This is a genomic window from Burkholderia sp. Bp9099 (assembly GCF_003857805.1).
Taxonomy (GTDB): domain Bacteria; phylum Pseudomonadota; class Gammaproteobacteria; order Burkholderiales; family Burkholderiaceae; genus Burkholderia.
In genome coordinates this window covers 39649-62320 of record NZ_QTPU01000039.1, presented here as the reverse complement: position 1 = coordinate 62320, position 22672 = coordinate 39649, and the positions used below count along the sequence as shown (strand labels likewise).

At 63.5% G+C, this 22672-nt stretch carries 20 protein-coding genes and 2 pseudogenes; 10 read left to right on the top strand and 12 right to left on the bottom strand.

The window, feature by feature from the left end; all coding sequences use genetic code 11:
• Positions 1 to 382 precede the first annotated feature (382 nt).
• A complete protein-coding gene (locus DIE17_RS32530) occupies positions 383 to 748 on the top strand; it encodes an HAD domain-containing protein (RefSeq protein ID WP_124488661.1) in 366 nt (121 codons plus the stop codon).
• 15 nt (positions 749 to 763) lie between these two features.
• Here the strand turns inward: DIE17_RS32530 and DIE17_RS38145 are convergent, their stop codons facing one another.
• On the bottom strand, positions 764 to 898 hold the full coding sequence (locus DIE17_RS38145) for a hypothetical protein (protein ID WP_259645653.1): 135 nt from the start codon (positions 896 to 898) through the stop codon (positions 764 to 766).
• 28 nt (positions 899 to 926) lie between these two features.
• Here DIE17_RS38145 and DIE17_RS32525 point away from each other — a divergent pair, with 28 nt between their 5' ends.
• Positions 927 to 1433, top strand: a complete 507-nt coding sequence (locus DIE17_RS32525; RefSeq protein ID WP_124488662.1) for a hypothetical protein — start codon at positions 927 to 929, stop codon at positions 1431 to 1433.
• 50 nt (positions 1434 to 1483) lie between these two features.
• On the opposite strand, the gene DIE17_RS32520 is transcribed toward DIE17_RS32525, so the two are convergent.
• From DIE17_RS32520 to DIE17_RS32490, 6 genes are all read right to left on the bottom strand, one after another.
• Positions 1484 to 1768, bottom strand: coding sequence for a PAAR domain-containing protein (locus tag DIE17_RS32520; protein ID WP_124488663.1), 285 nt, complete (start codon positions 1766 to 1768; stop codon positions 1484 to 1486).
• Positions 1765 to 2733 carry a DUF6708 domain-containing protein gene (locus tag DIE17_RS32515; RefSeq protein WP_124488664.1) on the bottom strand — a complete coding sequence of 323 codons (969 nt, stop codon included), beginning with the start codon at positions 2731 to 2733 and terminating at the stop codon, positions 1765 to 1767. Before DIE17_RS32515 ends, DIE17_RS32520 begins: the two co-directional genes overlap by 4 nt.
• A 271-nt stretch (positions 2734 to 3004) precedes the next feature.
• Positions 3005 to 3718, bottom strand: a complete 714-nt coding sequence (locus DIE17_RS32505) for a DUF6708 domain-containing protein (RefSeq protein ID WP_260426201.1) — start codon at positions 3716 to 3718, stop codon at positions 3005 to 3007.
• Positions 3719 to 3984: 266 nt separating this feature from the next.
• Positions 3985 to 6546 carry a T6SS effector BTH_I2691 family protein gene (locus tag DIE17_RS32500; RefSeq protein WP_124488666.1) on the bottom strand — a complete coding sequence of 854 codons (2562 nt, stop codon included), beginning with the start codon at positions 6544 to 6546 and terminating at the stop codon, positions 3985 to 3987.
• A 30-nt stretch (positions 6547 to 6576) separates the two neighbouring features.
• Positions 6577 to 7380 (bottom strand): DUF4123 domain-containing protein, encoded by an 804-nt coding sequence (locus DIE17_RS32495; RefSeq protein ID WP_124523290.1) that lies wholly within the window; start codon positions 7378 to 7380, stop codon positions 6577 to 6579.
• A gap of 10 nt (positions 7381 to 7390) precedes the next feature.
• Positions 7391 to 9943, bottom strand: coding sequence for a type VI secretion system Vgr family protein (locus DIE17_RS32490; protein ID WP_124921665.1), 2553 nt, complete (start codon positions 9941 to 9943; stop codon positions 7391 to 7393).
• A 447-nt stretch (positions 9944 to 10390) separates the two neighbouring features.
• Here DIE17_RS32490 and DIE17_RS32485 point away from each other — a divergent pair.
• The 3 genes and pseudogenes from DIE17_RS32485 to DIE17_RS32475 form a co-directional block, all read left to right on the top strand.
• Positions 10391 to 11131: pseudogene (locus tag DIE17_RS32485) on the top strand (substrate-binding domain-containing protein); the annotation flags it as partial.
• A 46-nt stretch (positions 11132 to 11177) separates the two neighbouring features.
• On the top strand, positions 11178 to 11864 hold the full coding sequence (locus tag DIE17_RS32480; RefSeq protein ID WP_044847421.1) for a c-type cytochrome: 687 nt from the start codon (positions 11178 to 11180) through the stop codon (positions 11862 to 11864).
• Complete coding sequence (locus DIE17_RS32475; RefSeq protein ID WP_124921663.1) at positions 11861 to 12832, top strand: c-type cytochrome; 972 nt, start codon at positions 11861 to 11863, stop codon at positions 12830 to 12832. The genes DIE17_RS32480 and DIE17_RS32475 overlap by 4 nt, the downstream gene beginning before the upstream one ends.
• Before the next feature lie 34 nt (positions 12833 to 12866).
• Here DIE17_RS32475 and DIE17_RS32470 read toward each other — a convergent pair whose 3' ends face one another.
• The 3 genes from DIE17_RS32470 to DIE17_RS38140 form a co-directional block, all read right to left on the bottom strand.
• Positions 12867 to 14789 (bottom strand): SMP-30/gluconolactonase/LRE family protein, encoded by a 1923-nt coding sequence (locus DIE17_RS32470; protein ID WP_124523294.1) that lies wholly within the window; start codon positions 14787 to 14789, stop codon positions 12867 to 12869.
• 665 nt (positions 14790 to 15454) lie between these two features.
• A complete protein-coding gene (locus DIE17_RS32460; protein WP_124921662.1) occupies positions 15455 to 16648 on the bottom strand; it encodes a porin in 1194 nt (397 codons plus the stop codon).
• Between the two features lie 184 nt (positions 16649 to 16832).
• On the bottom strand, positions 16833 to 16967 hold the full coding sequence (locus tag DIE17_RS38140) for a hypothetical protein (RefSeq protein ID WP_260439282.1): 135 nt from the start codon (positions 16965 to 16967) through the stop codon (positions 16833 to 16835).
• Between DIE17_RS38140 and DIE17_RS32455 the strand changes: the two genes are divergently transcribed.
• The 4 genes and pseudogenes from DIE17_RS32455 to DIE17_RS32440 all read left to right on the top strand — a co-directional run bounded on the left by DIE17_RS32455 (position 16966) and on the right by DIE17_RS32440 (position 19728).
• Positions 16966 to 17598 carry a LysE family translocator gene (locus DIE17_RS32455; protein ID WP_124921661.1) on the top strand — a complete coding sequence of 211 codons (633 nt, stop codon included), beginning with the start codon at positions 16966 to 16968 and terminating at the stop codon, positions 17596 to 17598. The two genes, DIE17_RS38140 and DIE17_RS32455, sit on opposite strands and share 2 nt — an antisense overlap.
• 96 nt (positions 17599 to 17694) lie before the next feature.
• Positions 17695 to 18230, top strand: a pseudogene (locus DIE17_RS32450) (GNAT family N-acetyltransferase).
• Positions 18231 to 18329: 99 nt separating this feature from the next.
• Positions 18330 to 19064 carry a metallophosphoesterase gene (locus tag DIE17_RS32445; protein ID WP_124921660.1) on the top strand — a complete coding sequence of 245 codons (735 nt, stop codon included), beginning with the start codon at positions 18330 to 18332 and terminating at the stop codon, positions 19062 to 19064.
• Between the two features lie 52 nt (positions 19065 to 19116).
• Positions 19117 to 19728, top strand: coding sequence for an alpha/beta fold hydrolase (locus DIE17_RS32440; protein ID WP_124921659.1), 612 nt, complete (start codon positions 19117 to 19119; stop codon positions 19726 to 19728).
• Between the two features lie 61 nt (positions 19729 to 19789).
• On the opposite strand, the gene DIE17_RS32435 is transcribed toward DIE17_RS32440, so the two are convergent.
• Both DIE17_RS32435 and DIE17_RS32430 read right to left on the bottom strand, forming a co-directional pair.
• Entirely contained in the window at positions 19790 to 21112 is a 1323-nt protein-coding gene (locus tag DIE17_RS32435; protein ID WP_124921658.1) for an ATP-binding protein, read from the bottom strand.
• Positions 21109 to 21849 carry a response regulator gene (locus DIE17_RS32430; protein ID WP_044847429.1) on the bottom strand — a complete coding sequence of 247 codons (741 nt, stop codon included), beginning with the start codon at positions 21847 to 21849 and terminating at the stop codon, positions 21109 to 21111. Before DIE17_RS32430 ends, DIE17_RS32435 begins: the two co-directional genes overlap by 4 nt.
• Positions 21850 to 22076: 227 nt before the next feature.
• On the opposite strand from DIE17_RS32430, the gene DIE17_RS32420 reads away from it, so the two are divergent.
• Positions 22077 to 22658: a thioredoxin family protein gene (locus DIE17_RS32420; protein WP_124488678.1), complete on the top strand. Its 582-nt coding sequence runs from the start codon at positions 22077 to 22079 to the stop codon at positions 22656 to 22658.
• Positions 22659 to 22672: the final 14 nt, after the last annotated feature.

Genomic DNA, 22672 nt, shown 5'->3' with positions numbered 1-22672 from the left:
CGAAGAGGTAACGACTGGCTCAGTTTTACTTTGCGCGATCAGGCGCGAAGTGGCTCAGATTTCAAATGCGTTTGACACTGCTCAAGTTCAGCGACGAACTGGCTGGCTGTAATGTCCAAAACCTCACACCAGCTACATAGCTCAATAACATCCAGCCGGCGCTCGCCGCACGGATATCTGGGCGCGCATTCGCGCGTAAACTCGCTTGCTAAACCAGCATGTGCGGTATGTTGTACATCTGCGCCGTCCAAGTGCTGGACCGTCGACCGTACCCGCATGTTGCTGTCGACCGCCACAGCCGGCGACAAATCCCTCGAACCAGACTCGAATCTTCCTAGCCATAGCGGGAACGACAATTATGGTGAGTGATAGTAGGTACACCGTGCTCGTGCTCGACCAGCCGACACCTACCCTCTTCGTCGACTATGACGGCACGCTCCACCGGGGACACGCCGCTCTCGACCAGAACGGCGATGTGTTACTGGATTCGGGACATCCGCTGTTCGAATTTGCTCCTTTGCTGGCGGAAATGCTCGAGCCGTACCCGGACGTACAGATTGTCCTGACAACGTCTTGGCTCGACACACTACCGCTCGACCAGGTCGTCTCGTACCTGCCGGCTGCGCTTGCCAGACGGGTCGTGGGCACAACTTGCGGCATCAAAGCGCGCTTTGGGTATCTGATGGACGGGTCGGCACGGACCTATATCATCAGGTTTTACGTGTTCGCGAAACGCCTGAAAAATTGACTGGCGATTGACGACTCAGTCTACGGTGCATATCACCTGAGCACCGATTTCCTCGACCTGAGTCCGCACCTGGTCTTGCTCGACGCCCAGCGCGGAATTGGCGACGCGCAAGTCCAGCAGCGCATCCGGGAGTGGCTGGTCGAAGTGCATCCACCCTTGAGTTCCTAGCATCCAGCCGATGGTCCAGCGACTGCAGGAGGTGGTGGGCAAGCTGTACAAGCCACCGGCGGACGGTGCACGCCAGGTGTTTGCGCTGTCGCGCCGCGACGCCGAGAAACTGCCGCGGCTACCGTCGGTTGCCATCATCTCGGTCACCGCACCGGAGCGCCCGCCCGCCAGCCTCGATGGCTTCGCCCATCTGCTTCGCCTGAGCTTCGCGGACGTCGATTTCCTGAGTCCGAGTCTCTCGGAGAAGGCGCGGGAAAAGCTGGGGGAGGCGTTCACCGCAGAGCAGGCTCAGACGATTCGCGCGTTCGTCGAGGCCCTGCCTGACGAAGTCGTGTCGGTGGTCGTCCACTGCGAAGGAGGTTGCTCGCGTTCATGTACCATCGCCTTGGCGCTCCACCAGCTATATGGCTATCGCGCGGAAATCGAACATCTTTCTCAAGCCAACCCCTCAGTCGTTCGCACGCTGATAGGAAATGACCGTAAAGCTCATCGCGAGCGGCAACGGGCCCGTCGTTGAGACGTTTCAACGACCACGCCCGTTGTCCTGCAACAGGCAGCGACGCCCCGTCATGCCTTTATTGAGCCAAGAGTCTGTGACGCCACCAGCTTCGGCAGTGGCTCACATTTGCATTGGCACAAATCGTTCTCCAATGCGACCTGCTTACCCATCATCGTCATCGTGCGCGGTGAGCCGCCGCTTATGATGACGCCCGTCGTACCACAGGCGGGGCACTGAACAGGGGCGCCCAGATAAGCGAAAGGTTGGCCTTGCAACGAGGTCCCAGCGATACCGTCAACCACGACACCGTTGCGGTCAGTCTTATCGCCCTGACGAATGAACCGTCGGCTCATACCGGAAGCCCCGTGGACGAAGCCTCGGCATTGCACGCACGTTCGATATTTGCGGGCCACACCGGTTCGCGGCAAGTCAGTTGGGCGAACCACTGCATCAGGGAGAAAATGAATGCTGGAAGTGCGCCAATACCCATTACCAGCCACACCATCGGATTGCGCGAGTTAGTCAGGGCAGACCAGCCTTCAAAATTCAACCTAAGCGAATTGCGCAGGGAGGCTCCCCTCGGCAGAAACTCTGTCACGGGCGGCACGGAAGCGGGACCTTCCTCCATAAACCGCCGATAAAACTCGAAGTCTTGGTAAAGGATTTTCATGACCTCCCGGCCTCCCACACTGCTCTCATCGAATGCCATGACGACTCGTGTTCCTATCGAAAAAGTGTCCCTAACCAGTCCCTTGTCGTCAAGAACAAGGCAGCGAACCATACGCGGCGTGGTACGCGCGAGGCCCTGTCTGGGTTTGCGTTCAACGTACAGGAAAGCACTATCCCAAGGTACTGACACAACCCCGCCAGGGCCATTGTGCCTGAACGCATAAATCATCCGGTTGCGCCGGTCAAAACGGACGGGTTTGCTGATGTAGTTGAAACAGTCGCGCGTCAATGCCCAAATGCCAATCCCCGAGAAGCAAAGCCCGACAAACAGGAAAAAGCCCAGCGCACCGTACATGAAGCCCTGTTGTCCTCGCTGCTCGTAGATTGGAGGTACATGAGTCAGCATCCAAAGTAGGGCCGCCGTGAATGCCAACGAACCGAGCCCTGGCAGCATAAAGGCAAAAACCCCCCAGCCCTTCTCCGAGTAGGTTCCATCGCGGACCTCAAGACAGGTATCGCTCATCGAGAATACGGAACGGTCGTCCTTGGGCGTGTCAGATGCAGGCTGTCCGATTGCGAGACGAGCACCCTGTTCTTCCTCGCTGACCGGCCGATTCAGGCGGTACCACGAGAGTCCATCAAATGCCATCTCTTTTCTCCATCACGAAAGCATTGCCGCAAATGCCTTTTGGTCTTCGGCCAGAGTCGGAAACCGGTCTTTCGCCTCTTTCAACTTATAAAACATCGTTCGAGCTACTCATCCACTTTCTTTCCTTTGAAGTAGTTGTGCCGCAGGCCGGACACTGAACGTGTGGCGCCCAGATATGAGAAAGGTTGACCTTGAAACGAGGTCCCTGCGATACCGTCAATCACAGCCCCACTCCGGTCGGTCTTATCGCTCTGACGAATGAACCGTCGGCTCATGCTGTAAGCCCGTTGGATGGCGTCACAGCGTTGCACGCCCGCTCGACTTCCTCGGGCCACACCGGTTCGCGACAGGTCAGTTGCGCGATGTAGTAGGCAACAGCCAGGGCGAGTGTCGGTACCGCTGCAATAACCGTCATCAGAGACATAACCAGACTCCCCGACTTCAACAGGTCCGATGCGCCGTCGAACTGCAACTTTAGCGAATTTCGAAACGAGACTTCCGTACTGAGAAACTCGGCTACCGGAGGTACGGCAGATGGCCCCTCTTCCATGAAACGCCGATAGTATTCAAAGTCTTGATAGAGTTCTTCCATCGCCTGCTGTCCAGCCGGGCTGTTCTCGTCAAATGCCAGCTCTACGTATTTTCCGACGGAGAACGTCCCGACAACCACCCCCTTGTCGTTAAGCACAAGGCAACGGACCACACGAGGCGCGGTTGCCGCGAGCCCAGCTTTTGGCTTGCGTTCAATATACAAAAATGCGCTATCCCACGGAACTGAGAAGACGCCGCCTGGCCCATTGTGACGGAAGGCGTATATCGTGCGGTCCAGGCGGTTAAACCGTATCGGCTTGCGAGTGTAATTAAAGCAATCGACGAGAAGCGCTCGCACTGTTATTGCGAGCCCTCCAATGCCAGCCAATGTGAAAATGGTCAGCAGGAAGTAAACAATACCCTCCTGCCCTTTTTCCCGGACAGCGATTGGCATGTGTGTCGCTATCCACATAAACATCGCGACTAGGCACAAGAAGAGGAGACCAGCGGTAGAGAATGCCAGTAACCCCCAGCCTTTTTCACGATAAAGGCCATCACACACCTCAAGGTAGGAATCGGTTGCTTTGAAGGCCGTCCCAACACTCTTTGCACTATCAGTGCACCGTTCGTTGACATACAGTCGTGCTGATGACTCCGTATCCGTTACCGGTCGATTTAGTTTGTACCGGGAGTGTCCGTCGAAAGCCATACTGGTTCCATTCAAGAAAAAATTGCTGTAAACGCCTTCCGATCTTCTTCAAGGCGCTCAAATCTTTCACTAGTCGCCTTGATACCGAAATAGCATTGCTCTAGCCAATCGTCCACTTCGCGACTTTTGAAATAATTAATCAATACACCGATAAGAGCAGCGAGAAGGAGCAACGGCAACGTCAGAACACTTCCCAAAAACGCGGCAACGACCAAGGCTCCTCCGATAAGTGCCGACGTGGTGTAGAGCGCAAACATAAGAATATTTCCGTGCTCCAGTTCGTCGTAGGCATGGTATGCATCGATAGCCGCCGATACTAACCCGACTATAGCCCCACCGAACCTGCCCACGATGGCTAGGAACCGCCCAACCTTGGCCAAGCTCTCGGAAAGCTTGACGCCCACCTTCTCCATCTGCTCAAGCGCGGATGAACCATATTGTGCGACGCCCGCTACGAGCCCACCGACTGCATTGTCGAACTTGATGCCAGCTTCCGTCTGATTGAACCGATTCGCTTTCTTCAACTCCTCACGAGCGAAACGAAGATTGATTGCACCGAATATCGCACCAATACCCGCAAACCCGGGTTCTCCCTTCGTCATAAGCCGGAACTTCGGCATGTAAATCGTCTCGACCACTTCAGACGTCAGCGTCGCACCGGCCAACTTCTCGAAGCCGGGTTTGGCCTTAACGTTTGCCAGGGCGGCGGCCTCCGTCGCAGGGCTTTCGACTAGCACGAATTGCTTCGCCTTAATTTCCGGCTCGGCACTTCCTCCTACGGTGGCCTTGTCCTGAAGCTGTTTCTTCAGGTCCTGCACGCTAATTTTCTGCCGACCCGGCATCATTTCCTGCATCTGGCGGGCGACGTAATTCACCCACTGGTTTACCGACCCGTATACGGCCTTAAACTCGAACAGCTGTTTCGTCCGCATGCACAACGTGACATACAACGTCTTCGCCGCCGCAGTCTCCACGCCCGTACTGACCGCTTGAACGACTGGCCCACCGGTCTCGTGCAACAGTCGCGCCAGGGATTTCGCGACGGCAACCTTAATGCCCTTGTCCTTCGAATCCTCCACCTGCTCTATCTTGCTGTAGGACTCGATGAGCTTCGCCACAAACTCCCTCAGTTCCATGTACGGGTAACTGGACGCTTCCTTGACCTTCTCGGCCAGCACCGGGCTATTTAAGACGAACGCGCGCAGCAGCGGGTTGCGGGTATCGGATACGCTTCCTTGGGCCCACTTGACGAGCACGTCAATGGTTTCTTTGCGGTCCGCCGAGCCTTCGATGCACCGAGTAAATGTGTTGGTATAGTTCAGCCCGCAACGCCAGCTTCCCGACTCGTAGTCGAATTCGAACACATTGAGAAGCGCGGGACTGGAAAGCCATACCTGATGGTCTTGCGATAGCGGCACAAGCGTACTAGTTTGCTCCTGCCTCATGTCGTTTGCCATCTTTTGCCGAAAGTCGACGATGGCCTGCTGCCGATAGTGGGTCGTATAGGGCTTCCATGCCTCCGGTCCGGCCGTTGCAAGCTCCGCCGTCTTCTTCGCCTCAATGCTTTTGAGTTGCTTCTCAAGCGCCTTGCCACCATCGAACAGCGCTCCGAGGCTCATACCCTCATAGGCATTGGCTTCTAACATACTGGCGCCACGTTCAACGTCCTCTTTCGCCGATACCGCGACCGCTTTTTGCAGCGCACCGATTGCGCTGGCGGCCCAGATGCCGTGTTCATACGGTGCAAGCGCAGCGCCGAAAGCGACGCGCTGCTCGAAGTTGAGCTCCTGCGTGATACCGACCGGGTCCCACAATGCGAAGAACAGCCCCTTGTCCGGCAGGATGGTATCCATCGCCTTTTTCAGGGCCGGCTGCTGCCCGGCACGGTCATGGTACGGAAAGCAACCGGTAACGAGCGCATCGGGACGGCCGCCCTGGTATTCGCTCAGCAGCCCCTCGAGATGGTCCAGGCTATCCGCGTGCGGCTGGTTCATGCTGCCGTTATACCAGGCGGTCGCATCGAACTTCTGCATCCGCTTGTCACGACAGCCCATGAAATTCTTCGCATAGGTGTCGCGGACCTTCTGCGTCCAAAGCTCATCGCTGAACGCCAGATACACGGCTCCGGCATGTTCAGCGTCTTCAATGGTGATGCATTGGGCCAGTTGCGCATGCCCGGGTTGATGACAGCTGAACGGCTTCTCGAAACTACGGTCGAGCTTGATGCCGACCGGATAGTCGTACAAGTATCCTTCCGCCGTAACGGCATATATCTGCCACCGCTGTGTTTTCGGATAGAAGATATACACGTAGCCATAGCGCAAAGTGCGCAGCGTGTACTTTGCCTTCTTGAGCGCAATGCTGACAACGCCGTCGCCAAACTTGCCGCCCATGAGCGACATCGCGCCAGCAGAGCTGTGGGCCTTCGAGTTGGCCACGGCCCCGTAGCGGACGGGCAGAATCGGCAATCCCTTCTTCTTGCACATGTTGCATGAATTGGGCGCGCGCGAGCTTGTCTGCATCGCAGACTGCGTGAGCTGGGAAATACTCGCAAAGTTCGTGTCGAGTGCCATTCTGTATCTCTCTCGTGCCCCCACTCGGGCTTATTGATATTGGATGCTCTCGCGCGCAATCGCTTCCCAGTCTGCTGCGCTCCAGTTCGCCACCGCTTCAGCATACGGGCCTTTCCGCGGCGCCTGCAGAACGGCCCGAACACGCGGGTGACGGTCGAAGTACGGGGAGACGAGTGTGCCGTGAAGTGCAAAAGCAAGCAGGTCCCCGCCAGCGAGTCCATGAGCTTCGCCTTTTGCAAGCTGCGCATCGAGCAGTGCCGGAATTTCGGGACGCGGCGCCGTACCATTGCGCCGGAGCAAGTCAAGCGCGCGCTGAACCAGCTCGATGCGCGCGATTCGTGCGTGCTGGTCCGCCGTAACAGCGAAGGCTGCGTCCAGTTCGGCGGCGCCGTTGACCACCGTCCAACCGCTCATGGGGTCGAGGTACGTCCACGATGCAACCGGCCCCAGAAGAGCACCCATCTGCTCAGCCTTCAAGATGCGACCCAAGTGCGGAAACACGCGCGGGTCGTAGTAGCGGAAGACCGCATCGCCCGAAGTTGGCGCCCGCAGTATCAACCGGTCCGCCAGATGGTGCTGTAGCCGGCCCGTCGCCTTGCCGCATTCGACAATGGCGCAAACGACCGGCGGCAAGCCATTCTCCAGGTCCGATTCGGCGCGCTCTCTCAACGCTGGCAATTGCAGTTCGGGATGCTCGGCGCAGTACAGCACGGGAGCCACGCCCTCGAGCTCGGGACGAGCCGCGGGAACCAACTCACCGACTTCATAGACCGGCGGCACGCCAAGCAGCTCGAGCTTCCCGTTGACGACTTCAACGATAACGTAGTGAACCATGCTGACCGCCCTACACGAGTGCCGAGCCGGCCTGCGCTGCGGCTGCGAACTGCTGGGCGCACGACTTTGAAGGCGCAAGCTGCGCCGATGCGTTATCGCCCCCCGGGCCATCGAAGACGAGTGGACTGCCCTTGACCTCGACCAATCCCGGCGCATGGATGAAGATTTTGCCGTCGGCGATGCGAATCGTTGCGCCGCCGGCGGTGAGGGTGATTTCCTTCTGGGCCGTAACATTCACCGAATCGGACGTGGACACGACCTTCACGGTTTTGTCTGCCGTAAGTTCGATGTTGTCCGACTGCGCCTGCACTTCGACCTTGCCTTTGCCGGCAAACAGCTTGATACCGGCGTTCTGCACAAAGAAGCTCAGTTTCTCGCCAATGCTGGCAATCCATGACTTGGCCGCCGACACATAGGTGCTCTCGCCGCTGACCAGATTGACGTGCTGGGTGGCTGCTGCGTGGAGTGATTTCTGCGTCGACAGTCCCATGTCAGCCGGGCTCGCGAGCAGCATGACGGGTTGCGAAAATGCATTGGCGCTTCCGGTGCCGCCACCCGCTGTCCTGCCGCCCGCCATAGAGCCCTGCGCATCGCTCTGCGTCGTCGCAGCGAAGTCCTTGATGGCGTCCTGTGCGTCGTCCAGGGTCTCGGCCTTGCCGTCAGCTGCCGCGAGTGAGCGATGCTGAATCACGCCGCTCGAATCGATAAGGTGTTGCGTGGCTTCCTTCACATCCAGCGGCTGACTCGACGTACCGCCGCGGGCGTAGGTCGACACGTAGAGCCCGCGTCCGGCCCGCAGTGCGCCTGACGCCTCGGTCTTCAGTTCGAATCCCGCTCCAAGGTAGTTGCCGCGCGTATTGCCGCTGTGGTCGATGAGATAGCCGATGTGCAGATACGAATTCGCCGTCGAGCTGAAAAGCTGCGCCCGGTTCTGCGACGTGGAATCGTCGAAGACGAGTTGATTGAAACCCTGCCCGCTGTACTCCTGCGACTTGAAACCGGACAGCAGGCCGTTCGAATGCCAATGTGGCGTGTTGACAGCGTGAAAGAGCACTCCGCTGACGACCGGGCGGTCGCAATCCCCGTCGAGGTAATTGACGGCCACTTCCTGCCCGATTCGCGGAACAAACACACCGCCGAACCCTTTGCCGGCTTGCGGCAGTATCACCCGCATCCAGCACGATGACGTCTCGTTATTGCTACCCAGACGGTCCCAGTGCATCTGCGCCTTCACCCGGTTCAACTCGTCCGTGTACACCTCCTCACCCGCCGGTCCCACGATAGTGGCCGTCTGCATGTGCATGACCGGCTTTCTGTGCTCGAACGGGCTGCGGAATGGCACCGAGCGGCGCTGGACCTCGATTTCGGCCAGCACGAAGCTTTCATTACCTAACGGGTCTTTGGACACGAATGCGGCCTGCCGGTCCTTGTATTCGGCACGCAGACGCGACAGGCGCCGCTGCAGGCTACCCGGGAAGGGACGGCTGTTGCCCAGCGGCAGATTGTTCTGGATAGCCCAACGCACGCCGAGAATCGCGAACTCGCGGTCCTCAGGCTTGTCTGCTTCGTGCTCGGGATGGTCTTCGAGCGTGAACCATCGACCGGCGTCCATGCACGGCACACTGCCCACCCCGAAAAACCGTTTGCTGCGCGAGGCCATCTCTTCAAGTCGAATTCGCATAGCGCGCTCGCCACGGTCGTAGGACTCGCCGGTAACCGGAAAGCTATAGTGGCCCGCATATTCGTAGACTTCCAACTGCTGCGGGATATCGCCTTGGTCGACCGTAGACCGGTCCGCCCGCTGCAAAGCGCGCGTTGGACGTTTGTAATCCGCCGTGCTGAACGCATATCCGACGCTTTGCGTCGTACGCTCGCCGCTCCATTCGACGAGTGTGCCGGCCTGACCGTCTTGGTCGCCGCGGTAGAACGGTACTCGCTGGGTAGCGAGCGCCTTGCAATTGAAGAGGTCGTCGGTCACGACAACCGTATGGGACTTACCGTCCTCGGCATACTCCACGTACGTGAACCACCCCTCTGACTCCATCAGCCGATGGACGAAATTGTGGTCGGTTTCGTACTGGGTGCAATAAGACCGCACTGCGCCCGGGTCTTTCGTGTCAACACGGAAGTGGCCCTTTGCCTGCATGTGGCCGCTGAACACTTCAGTCAGGATGTCGGCAGTCGTCAGGTCCTGGAAGATGCGCGCATCCTTGCGGTACTGCAGAAAGCGCATCCACGATGAAAAGGAAAGCTGGTAGTAAACGAGTCCCCCGTCCGCGCCGAGGCGTCGCGTGGCATAAACGTAGCCGTGCCAGGGCAGGTAAGACTCGTCGGCTTGACGCACCCATAACGTGACAGGTTGCGCCATCAGGTTCTTCAACTGGAGCGCTTGCTCCCGGGAAACGACGTCGACTGTGAGCTCGAAATCCCGGCCCACGCGAGATTCACCGATAACGCGCTGCGGCAAAAGCACTCTTGCCCCGAGAGGAGTGTCCAGGATGAGCGTCCGGTTCGTCTGCTCGATACCCGCGTCGAGCATCAACGCGTTGGGCAACCTACCCATATCGAATATCTCCTCGGGAAATTAACATGCACATAAATCGAAAGGACAAAAGGTCAGACGAGATTTTGACACAACGACCTTCCCGATTTGATAACAAACGTAAAAACAGCAAGCCTGCAATATTTTCCGAGTCAATGCACCGCAATCTCTCTCCTCGGGAGCATTGGTATTTTTTACATCACCCCAATGTACAGCAATCGCCCAGTACCATCTGTGATAAAAGCGAACAGTTCCCGCGCGTATCGTCCTTCATGGCGTGAGGGCGCTCACATTCTAAAAAATGCGCACCAAATGGACCTCCGCACAATCGCGTTGAGTTATTCAATTTTTCGAAAAATATAACGGCGAAAAATAAGCAACTGTCAGAAATTACTGGTCACGCAAATTTCGTCATGTGTCGCTGCCCTGCCCCGGCGACGTGATTGAACTCCATTCCAAAAGTTGATTCCGGAATACCGCGGCCGCATCTACTCGGAAACGACCCCGCCCGGCCTGCTCGTGAAGCAGATTCACGCGGGCGGCACGATCACCGTCGGCAACATGACGTGGACGGTCGAGCCCGACGCGTATTTCGCCGGGCTCGGCAAGATCGACGAACTGATCGCGGACGGCACGCTCGACGGTCCGGCCGTGCCCTACGTGACCAACCAGTTGACGATCACGGTGCGCGCGGGCAATCCGAAGCACATCGCGTCGCTGAGCGATCTCGCGCGGCCCGACGTGAAGCTCGCGATGCCGAACCCGGCGTTCGAAGGCGTCGCGCGGCAGATCCGCGCATCGCTCGTGAAAGCCGGCGGCGGCGATACGCTCGCGCGCACCGTCTACGACGACAAGGCGCGCGCCGGCACGACCGAACTCACGCACATTCATCATCGGGAAACCGCGCTGTTCCTGATGCAGGGACGCGCCGATGCCGGCGTGCTGTGGCAATCGGAAGCGGCGTTCCAGGAACAGGTCGGGCATCCGCTGATGCACATCGACATTCCGGCCGCGCACAATACGACGGCGATCTATGCAGGCGCGATGGTGAAGCACGCGCCGCATCCGGACGCCGCACGCGCGTGGCTCGCGTACATCCAGTCGCCCGAGGCGTTCCGGATTTTCGCGCGCTACGGCTTCGGGCAATATGACGCGACGGCACCGACACCGCAGCTTGCGCCACGGCAGGACCGGCCCGACGCGGGTTGATCGCGCAATTGCGCACGCCACAAGACAGACAATGAGGAGGGGACCCGTGAACGATTCGGTCGACACACCGCGACGCCGGTTCGCGCCGCTGCTGCTCGCCGCGGCAGCGCTCCTGGCCGGCAACGCGCGCGCGGACGACGTCGCGCTCGGCAAGACCATCGCCACCCGGGGCACGACGACGGGCGTGGCTGCATGCATCGGCTGCCACGGTGCCCAGGGCGAAGGCAACGCGGCCGCCGGCTTTCCGCGGCTCGCCGGCACACATGCCGCCTATCTTTCGGCTCAACTCGCCGCGTTCGCCGACGGCAGCCGCCAGAATCCGGTCATGCAGCCGCTCGCGAAACTGCTGTCGCCGCGCGATCGCGACGCGGTCTCCGCGTACTTCGCGAGCCTGCCCGCGCCGCCCGCCATTGCCGCTTCCGACGCCGCGTCGATCGACCCGGCGAACACCGGCGCGTGGCTCGCGACGCGCGGACGCTGGTCGCAGGGCCTGCCCGCCTGTGCGCAATGCCACGGCGCGGGCGGCCTCGGCGTAGGCACCGCGTTTCCGCCGCTCGCCGGCCAGCCGGCCGCGTACATCGCGGGCCAGCTGAACGGCTGGAAGCGCGGCACGCGCGCGCCCGGCCCGATGGCGCTGATGCCGATGATTGCCGGCAAGCTGTCCGACGCCGATATCGACGCGGTGGCCGCCTACTATGCGCGCGGCGGCGCCGCGAACGGAGAACAACGATGATCGACCGCTCGGTGGTGGTCCGCGGCGCGCGTGCCGCGCTGCTCGGTACGGCCTGGCTGCCCGCGCTCGCGTGCGCGGCCGCGCCGCAGGACGCCCCGGCCGCCGCTTCCGCTTCCGCTTCCGCCTCCGCCGCTTCCGCCTCCGCCACAGCCACCGTTCCCGCGACGACGACGACGGCGAAGCCGTTCACGCCGCCGCCCGAATCCGCGATACCCGCCGACGACTTCGGCAAGACCGTGAAGCTCGGCGAGCAGATCTTCCTGCACACACCCGAGCTCGCGGGCAAGTACGTCGGCAACAAGCTGACCTGCGCGAGCTGCCACCTCGACGCGGGCCGCCGGCCCGATTCGAGCCCAATGTGGGCCGCCTACCTGCTGTACCCGGCCTACCGCATCAAGAACGGCCACGTGAACACGTTCGCCGAACGCCTGCAGGGTTGCTTCAGATACAGCATGAACGGCAAGGCGCCGCCGGCCGGCGATCCGATTCTCGTTGCGCTCGAAACCTATTCGTACTGGCTCGCGAAGGGCGCGCCAGTCGGCACGAAACTGCCCGGCCAGGGTTTCCCGAAACTGCCGCCGCCCGCACAAAAAGCCGACTACGCGCGCGGCGCCGCCGTCTACACGCAGCACTGCGCGCTGTGTCACGGCGCGGACGGCCAGGGACAATCGAGCGGCGGCAAGCCGGTCTTTCCGGCGCTCTGGGGCGCACGCTCGTTCAACTGGGGCGCGGGGATGGGCGACATCCGCAACGCGGCCGGCTTCGTGAAGGCCAACATGCCGCTCGGGCTCGGCGGCACGCTGACCGATCAGGAAGCGTGGGACGTCGCGACCTTCATGGACAGCCACGAACGCCCGCAGGACCCGCGCTTCACCGGCTCGGTGCAGGACACCCGCGCGAAATTCCACGACACGCCCGACTCGATGTACGGACGCGAGGTGAACGGCCGCGTGCTCGGCGCGCCATGAGACCTGGCCGGCGCGGGCGGCGCGGCTTGCACCATCACGGACGCCAGCGATACACGACGAGGCTCGACCCGTTGTAGTTGTCCTTCGTGATCACGTATTCGCCGGTCGAGCGCAGGTACGCACGGATGCCGTACATCGAGTCGACGTCGTTGCCGACGTCCATCGCCGACGTGTTCGAGTTCGTCAGCGTGGTGACGAGGCTGCCGGTGTTCAGGTCGAACACGTCGACGTTCGGCACCGTGTGCACGTAGCCGACGAACAGATAGTGGCCGGCCGCCGCCATCGATTTCGGATTCGCGCTCGTCAGGTTGATCGCCACGTTCGGCGTGCTCGTGTTGCCGGCCATCCAGCCGCGATAGACCTCGATGTGCCCGTTCATCGCGGTCCAGTCCCAGCTGCCCGAGATGCCCTGCGCGAGGATCATCGTGTCGCTGTCGGCCTGGTAGATGATCCGCGTGAGCGGCAGCACGGTGCGCGGAATCGGAATCTGCACCGGCTTGCCCCATGTCGGCTTCCCGGCCGCGTCGAAACCCGTCATCGGATAGTGCGAGATGTTGTTGGTGCGATCGAGCCCGGCCCACACGTCGCCGTTGTCGTCGAGCGAGAAACCTGCCGTTACCTGCAGCGTCGTGTTGAACGGCTTGCCGGGAATCGAGCCGTCCGGAATCGCGATGTAGCCGCTCGCGCCGTTGAAGTGATAGAGGTTGTAGTTGCCCGGGTTCTGCCCGGTCGCGACGAGCATTCGGGTGCCCTTTACCAGCGCCAGCTGGCCGAAATGCTGGCCGCGCTGGTAGTCGTTCATGTCGAGGCGCGGGTCCTTCGGATAGCTGAACGGATCGATCGTGTTCGCGACGAACGTGCCGCCCGCGGTGCCGGTGTACACGTTGTTGCCGCTGTAGAAGAACGCGCCGTCGGTCGCCGGATCGGGCGCGGCGGCACCCTCGAAGTTCAGCGCCTGCAGCTTCCATTGCAGCGCGCCCGTCGGGTTGTACGAATGCAGGTCGGTGCTGCCGTTGCGCCCGAGATCCCAGCCGCCGCCCCACGCGTTGTTCAGCACGTACAGGTTGCCGGCCGCGTCCTTGCCGATGCCTGCGACGCGCGTGAAGCGCTTGTCGCCGACCTGCCCCTTGATGCCAGACGTCGTGTCGAGATAGCCGCCCTGCACGCCAAACGTGCCGAGCTGCACGGGCTGGCCCACGAGCGCGTAGATCTTGATGTTCATGTCGGGGCCTTCGTCGCCCACCAGCAACTGCCCGCGCGGCGCATCGAAATACAGCGATGCCGGCCGCGCACGGGCCGCCATCTGGATCGTGCTCATCGCCGTGCCCGTCGGGCTGAACTGCGCGACGACGCCCGCGCTCTTGCGCGCGACCCACAGGTTGCCGGCCGCGTCGAGCGCCAGCGCGCCGGGCCCCGATACGCCGATGTCGCGCTGCCACACGCCGTCCGTCGTGTAGACGCGCACGCGATTGCCGTAGAAGTCGCTCGCGTACAGCAGGTTGCCGGCCGTCGCGAGGCCCGTGATCACGTCCGCGTACTGGATGCCCGTCCACGTGCTGACCGGAATGCGCAGGTCGCGCTGGTTCGTGCTGCGGTTGTAACGGCCGACCGAGCCGCTGCCGAACGTGCGGTTGTAGCCGAGCGCGACGAACAGCGCGTTCGCATTGCCGGTGATCGCGCCGCCCTGGAATTCGTCATGGATGCCGATCGTGCCGAGCGTCTGCCCGTTCTGGTAGATCGCGACGCCGCCCGCGTTCTCGTCCCAGCGCGAAGCCGTATAAATCACGCCCTCGGGGGCGACCCACAGCGAGCGCGCGCCGTTGCCGACGTGCGCGGCGAGCGTGCCGAACGTGTTCGCGAGCCAGTCCGTCGTGTATTGCGCTTGTGCGTGACTGACCGGCGCCAGCATTGCCATGCACAATCCAAGCAATGCCGCGCGAATTTGTTTCGATAACATGAATGATGCTCCCGGACGATCGTTGTTCGACACTCTAATTCGCCGCGTATGAAATATCGGTGATTTTTTCAAGAACCGGTTCAATTACCGTGCAAACGATTCATTACGTTCCCTTATCGCACGACGCGAATTGACCAGCGATGGGGCATGCCGGGGTCACCACCGTGAAACCCGTCAACCAACGCCGTTGCGATCCGTCATTACCGGCACTTTGTTCCGAATTTCCTAATGCTCGCACGTCATTTTTTCTGACATGCGCGCATTGATTTTCATTGCCATGAAATCGATTCGATTATTACAAATCGAAATAGAAATGAAAGAGAAAAAATATTATCCGGCGCACGCAGCATTGCCGGGTAAATCGTGAATATATGAAATAAGGCAGTGTGCGGCGGAATGCCGTTGCCGATGAAGATGCGGATGAGGACCGGGATGTACCGCGCGTGCGGCGAAGGGAAGTGGGCAGCGGTGAATGAGCACGGCCGCACGCCGGCGGGTGGCGGCCGGTTACGGTCAGCTCGCGCTGTCGAGCGTCGGGCCGTCCCGGCCGTCGAGGTACTTGGCCAGCGCATCGACGACGTCGATCACGCGCTGCCGGTGGAACAGATGCATCCACGCAACCGGCGGCCCGCATCGAACGCGAGCCCCCGGTCATGCGCATGCCATCAGAACTTCTGACGCAGCCCGAGGCTGACGATCGCCTGCGACCGCGAGTCGGACGAGTGGCCGTTCGCCTTGTCCGACACCGACGCGGTCGCCGCCACCGGCCGGCCGAGCACGTCGAGCGTCGTGCCCGACGCATGCTGGTACGCACCGAGCAGGTACACGCTGGTGCGCTTCGACAGGTCGTAGACCGCACCGAGCGTGACGTTGTGATACTGCGCACGGTTGTCGATGCCGTCGACGTCGCTGCCGCGCGTGTAGCTGTAGCCCGCGAACAGTTGCGTCTGCGGCTGCACGTTCCAGCGCGTGAACACGCCCGCGACGTTGAACATCGCATGACCGTTGAACAGCGACTGGGCCCCGCTGCGGTACTGCACGTTGCTGTAGTTCACCCCGACCACGGCCGGGCCGAAGTCGTACGTCGCGCCGGTCGCGATGATCTGCTGCGACTGCGCGCTCGCATAGCCTTCGTTGATCGACGAGTTGAACAGGCCGTCGTCGGTGCTTCGCCACTTGCCGGCGGTCGGGTCGGTCGCGCCCGTCTTGCTGTTGTCCGAACGCTCGTAGCCGACGCCCACGCGCAGCGGCCCTGCCGCGTACGCCGCGCCGACGCTCCACGTGTTGCGCTGCTTCATGCTGCCCGGCTGGCTGCCGAAGCCGTACAGCGCGCCGAACGTGAAGCCCGCGTAGTTCGCGCTCGTGTACTTGATCGAGCTGTCGACGCGCGCGGTCTGGTCGAGGTCGTCGATGTCGCCCGGATGCGCGCCGAAGCCGCCGATGAACGACGACGGGCCGACCGGGCTCACGAAGTCGTCGAGCGACGTGTACTGGCGGCCGAGCGTGACGGTACCGTAGCGATCGCTGCCGACACCGACGAACGCCTGCCGGCCGAACTGGCGGCCGCCCTGGCCCGACGTGCCGTTGGTGATGTCGAAGCCGTTCTCGAGCACGAACAGCACGCGCATCCCGCCGCCGAGATCCTCGGCGCCCTTGATGCCCCAGCGGCTGCCGGACAGGTTGCCGGTGGTCAGGGCGACGTCCGAGTGCCCCGTATAGGCGCCCGGCGAGCCGACCCGTTCGTTGCTGCGATAGGTCACGCCCGCATCGACGATGCCGTACAGCGTGACGGAGCTTTGCGCGGAGGCGATGCCCGCGAGCGAGAGCAGCAGCGGTGCTGCGATCAGTTGCTTGTTCATGATTTTTTAGCGTCTCCGGGCGGTGAGCCCGTTGTTCTATGCGAGTAGCGCGTGCGGTCGGCGAGATCCGCCGGCATGGCGAGGCCGGCAGCGTCCGCACACGGGAACGCGCGCATGCGAAACGCGCGCGCGACGTCGCGGCCAGCATGCCCGCCGCGGCCGCCATGGTAGTTGGAACCGGTTCCTATCGATAGCGCAATAATGAAAACAGCTTCTTGCCAAAATCGAGATAATCAGCCGCGCGGCGGACGTCCCTGTACAGCGCGAGGCCGCGCGCCCGATAATCGGGCACCCGCCTTCCACCGGGAGTCTTCGGCATGCATCAATCGACCCTGCTGATCTTCGCCGCCGTCGCGTTCGTCGGGATCGCGACGCCCGGCCCGACCGTGCTGCTCGCACTGACCAACGGCTCGCGCTACGGCGTGCGCCGCGCGGCCTACGGCTTCGCCGGCGCGATGCTGTCCGACTTCGTGCTGATCGTCGCGGTCGCGCTCGGCCTCGGCGCGCTGCTGATGGCGTCGGCGTTCTGGTTCTCGGTGGTGAAATGGCTCGGCGCCGCCTATCTCGCGTACGTCGGCATCCGGCTGCTCACGTCGAAGGGCTCGCTCGACGTCGCCGTCGCGCATGGCGGCGCGGCGTACGAACGCAACGCGTCGATCTTCGCGAAGAGCTTCCTGACCGCGGTGACGAATCCGAAGGGCTATCTGTTCTTCTCCGCGTTCCTGCCGCAGTTCCTCGATCCGGCCGCCCCGCTGGCACCGCAATACGTTGCGCTCGCGGTCACGTTCGCGCTGCTCGACGGCGCCGTGATGTTCGGCTACGCGCTGCTCGGCGCGCGCGCTATGCGGCTGCTGAGGCGCTCGGGCGCGCTGTGGCTCGAACGCGCGTGCGGCGCGATGCTGCTCGCGCTGGCGGGATCGCTCGCGCTGTATCGGCGGCATGCTGCGTAGGAGCATCGGCATGCGCGGTGCTTCGGGCGCTTCGAGCGCTTCAGGCGCGCCGTTCGCGCGGGTCGCATTACCCGCAACGTTCTCAACGGGCTCGCGATGAGAATCGACGTCCCGCCCCGCTCCGGTTTCCCCGGCCTGTCGCTGCGCCAACTCGACCGCGCGGATCTCGACACGTGGTACGCATACCTGTCGAATCCCGACGTCGTCCGCCACACGAGCTGGAACCTGCATGCGCGCGACGATCTGCTGCCGCTGTTCGACGGCATCGAATCGGCTCATCCGGATTCGATCCGCCGCCTCGCGATCGTCGACGACGCGTCGGGCGCGCTCGCCGGAACCATCGGGCTGCATACGGTATCCACCGCGCACCGCTCGGCCGAGATCGCGTACGACCTCGCGCCGTCGCACTGGGGGCGCGGCATCGCGAGCGCGCTGTGCGCGAGCGTCACCGCATGGGCGTTCGCCAAAGCGGCTTCATGCGGATCCAGGGCGTCGTGCTGACCAGCAATGCCGGCTCCGCGCGCGTGCTGCAGAAATGCGGCTACCGGCACGAAGGATTGCTGCGCGCATACCGGATGGTGCGCGGCGCGCCGGGCGATTTCGCGCTGTACGCGCGCCTCGCGACCGACTGACGGGCCGACGCGACGCGCCGATCCGCACGCCGTCGACGCGAATGGACGACCCGCGGCGAATTCGCGACAATCGCCGTTCCCCGCCTCGACTCCTTCGCCATGAAAATCGCCGCGCTGTCCGACATCCACGGCAACCTCGCCGCGCTCGACGCGGTGCTCGACGACGCGCGCCGCCGCGGCGCCGACGTGATCGTCAACCTCGGCGACATCGTGTCGGGCGCGCTCCATCCTGCCGCAACGGCCGACCGCCTGATCGCGCTCGACCTGCCGACCATCAAGGGCAATCACGAACGGCAACTGCTGACCGGCGATCGCGACACGATGCGGCTGTCCGACCGCTGGGCGCACGACACGCTGCGCGACGACCATCGCGCATGGATCGCCGCGCTGCCCGAGCGCCTGACGCTCGGCGACGATGTACTGATGGTGCACGGCACGCCCGCCAGCGACCTCGTCTACTTCCTCGAAACGGTCACGCCCGACGGCTGCCGTGCGGCGACGCCCGATGAAATCGCGCAGCGCGCGGGCGACGAGACGGCCTCGCTGATTCTGTGCGGCCATACGCATGTGCCGCGCCTCGCGAAACTCGACGACGGCCGGCTGATCGTCAACCCCGGCAGTGTCGGGCTGCAAGCGTACGCGGACGATCTACCGCACCCGCACCGGATCGAAACGGGTTCGCCGCATGCGCGCTACGCGATGGTGTCGCGCACGCCGGCCGGCTGGCACGCCGAATTCCATGCGGTCGAATACGACTGGCATACGGCCGCCGCCACCGCGGCATCGCGCGGCCGCGACGACTGGAGCGTCGCGCTGCGCACCGGCCGGTGCTGACGCATCGCCGCCTTCCATTCACCCGCTTCGTTCACCAGAACACCAATCCGTCATGCCCGTTCCGTCACAACTGCTGTTCCTGCCCGGCGCATCGGGCAGCACCACCTTCTGGCAACCGCTCGCGAGCCGCCTCGCGCATCCGGCCGAGCGTCGGATCGTCGGCTATCCGGGTTTCGGCGACACGCCGCGCGATCCGGCCGTCGACGACTTCGACGGTCTCGTGCGCCATGTGCTGAGCGCGATCGACCGGCCGACCGCCGTGATCGCGCAATCGATGGGCGGCGTGATCGCGATGCGCGCGGCACTCGAACGTGCGCCGCTCGTCACGCACCTGGTGCTGACGGTCACGTCGGGCGGCCTCGACATGCAGGGGCTCGGCGCGCAGGACTGGCGCGCCGGCTTCGCGCAAGCGAACCCGCAATTGCCCGACTGGTTCCTGACGTTGCGCGCCGACCTGTCGCAGGGCATCGGCCGCATCGCGCAGCCGACGCTGCTGCTGTGGGGCGACGACGATCCGATCAGCCCGGTCGCGGCAGGCAAACGCCTGCTCGAACGGCTGCCCGATGCACGGCTGCACGTGGTGCCGGGCGGCCGGCACGATCTCGCGGCCGTGCATGCCGAAACGCTCGCGCCGCTCGTCGACGCGCATCTGCAGCGCGTGTGACGCAGCCCGCTTCCACCCCGAAGCCCGCGACGCGCTCGACGCCGCATCTCGGGGCGCCCCGTCAGGTCGCGTTCACCAGCGTCAACCGCGCTTCGAGTCCACCGCCGTCCGGCCGGTTGCGCAACGTGAGCGTGCCGCCCATCGCGAGCGCAAGCTGCCGCGCGATCGCGAGGCCGAGCCCCGTGCCGCCCGTCTCGCGATTGCGCGACGTCTCCACGCGCCGGAACGGTTCGAACACCGCATCGAGCTGATCGTCCGGAATGCCCGGCCCGCGGTCGAGCACCGCAATGACCGCGCCGCCGCCCGGCGCCGCCTGCACGTCGATCTCGGCCGCGCCCGCGAACTTCAGCGCGTTGTCGACGAGGTTGCCGACGATCCGGCGCAGCGCCTTCGGCCGCGTGACGAGCGCGAGCGGGCCGCCGCCATGCAGCGCGACGTCCTGCCCCGCATCCGTGTAGTCGCACACGATGCTGTCGAGCAGCGCATCGAGATCGATCCGGCGCGCGGCCTCTTCCGTGCCGTGCAGCGTGCGCGCATACGCGACGCCTTCCTTCACCAGATGCTCCATCTCGAGCAGGTCCTGGCGCAGCTTCGCGCCCTGCGCGTCGTCGTCCATCACGTCGACGCGCAGCCGCATCCGCGTGATCGGCGTCTGCAGGTCGTGCGAGATCGACGCGAGGATCTGCATGCGCTCGGCCATGTATTGCGCGATGCGGTCCTGCATCGCGTTGAACGCCCGCGCGGCACGCGCGACTTCGGACGGCCCGTCCTCGTTCAGGCGTTCGCCTTTCAGGTCGGGGCCGAGCGCGTCGGCCGCCTGCGCGAGCTGCTTCAGCGGCCGCGCCGCGAGCCGCACCGCGAGCCAGCAGCACCCGGCCAGCACCGCGAGCTGCAGCGCGAGCACGACGGGCAGCCAGCTCGACAGCGGCACCGTCGACATCGGGTGGATGTCGATCGTCAGCGGCGAGCCGTCGGTCAGGCGCAGATGCACCTGCAGATGTTCGCGATCGCCGGGGATCGCGTTCGCCGTCAGCGGATAGTCGCCGCCGATGCCGTCCGAGATCGAGCGCTCGACGCGCGCCGAGAGCCGCGCCTCCGGCGGCGTGCCCGTCTCGCCGGGCCCGAGGATGAACGCGTAGCTGCGCCGCGCGAGACGCGGCAGCCACGCGGCACGCTGGTCGGGCGGCAGGTGATCGAGCAGCGCGACCGAACTCGCGACCTCGCGTTCGATGTAGCCCATCATCAGGTTGGTGGTCGCCTGGTCGCGCTCGGTGACGGTGAGCCAGAACGACAGCGTCTGCGCGAGCGCGAGGCCCACGCACAGGATCAGCGCGAGTCGCGCGAACAGCGAGCGCGGCCAGTGCCACGGGGTGCGCGCGCTCATGCGTCGCCTTCGACCGCGGTCACCGCCGACGAGAACACGTAGCCCTCGTTGCGCAGCGTCTTGATGTAGCGCGGCTCGCGCGCGCCGTCGCGCAGGCGCTGGCGCAGCCGGCTCACGAGCAGGTCGATCGACCGGTCGAACGGATCGGACTGCCGGCCCTGCGTGAGGTTGAGCAACTGGTCGCGCGTCAGCACGCGCTGCGGATTGTCGAGGAACACGCGCAACAGCCGGTATTCGGCGCCGCTCAACGCGACCAGCGTGCCTTCGGCGTCGAGCAGGTGACGCCCCGTCGTGTCGAGCCGCCATTCGCCGAACGCGAGCATCGCGGCCGACTCCGTCACCTGCATGCCGGGCGGCAGCATGCGCGCGCGGCGCAGCACCGAGCGGATCCGCGCGAGCAGCTCGCGTACCGCGAACGGCTTTGCGAGATAGTCGTCGGCGCCCATCTCCAGACCGATGATGCGGTCGGTTTCCTCGCCTCGTGCGGTCAGCATCAGTACCGGCACCGTCCGGAACTTGCCCGCGCGCAGATCGCGGCACAGCGTGAGGCCGTCCTCGCCGGGCATCATCAGGTCGAGCACGATCAGGTCGGGCGCGCCGTCGTCGAGCGCGTTGCGCATCTCGCGGCCGTTCGCGGCGAGCGACACGCGCATGCCGTTCTTCTCCAGGTAGTCCGCGATCAGTTCGCGGATCGCGCGATCGTCGTCGACGATCAGTACGTGGTCGATCTTGTCCATGGGCGGTGTCGTTGGCGTGATGTTCCGGCTGGCGATGTCCGCTTTTATACCCCACCGCGGGCACCCGTTTGTATCCCAATGTATCGCGCCGCCGTGACGACACACAACATTGCACACGCGCGGCTTGCCGGACACATCGCAGATACGTCGGCGCGGCCCAATGAGGGCTGTCGAAACCTGTCCGGCCGCCGCCCCCGCGCGGCGGCCGGCCGAACCGGAGAACCGCCATGCCGACCAGACTCAAGACCGCCGCCCTCGTGATCGCCCTCGCCGCCACGGCCGGGCTCGCCGCGTTCGCCGGCACCCGCGACGACGCGGGCATGCCCGCCTCGCTGGCCGGCACGCCGGCGCCCGACTTCACCGGCATCGAGCGCTGGCACAACAGCGCGCCGCTCAAGCTCGACCAGCTGCGCGGCAAGGTCGTGCTGGTCGATTTCTGGACGTACTCGTGCATCAACTGCATTCATACGATTCCGTACGTGAACGACTGGTACCGGAAGTATCGCGACCAGGGGCTCGTCGTGGTCGGCGTCCATACGCCCGAGTATCCGTTCGAACGCGATGCGAAGAACGTCGCCGATGCGGTCAAGCGCTTCGGCATCCAGTATCCGGTCGCGCAGGACAACCGTTACGACACGTGGCGCGCGTACGGCAACCAGTACTGGCCCGCGCTGTACCTGATCGACGCGAACGGCAAGGTCGTCTATACGCGGTATGGCGAGGGCGGGTATGACAAGACGGAAGCGGCGATTCGGGGGGCGCTGGCGCAGGCGGGGGAAGTGGCGAAGGGCGCGACGCGTACGCAGTAGCGTGCGCCGGCGGG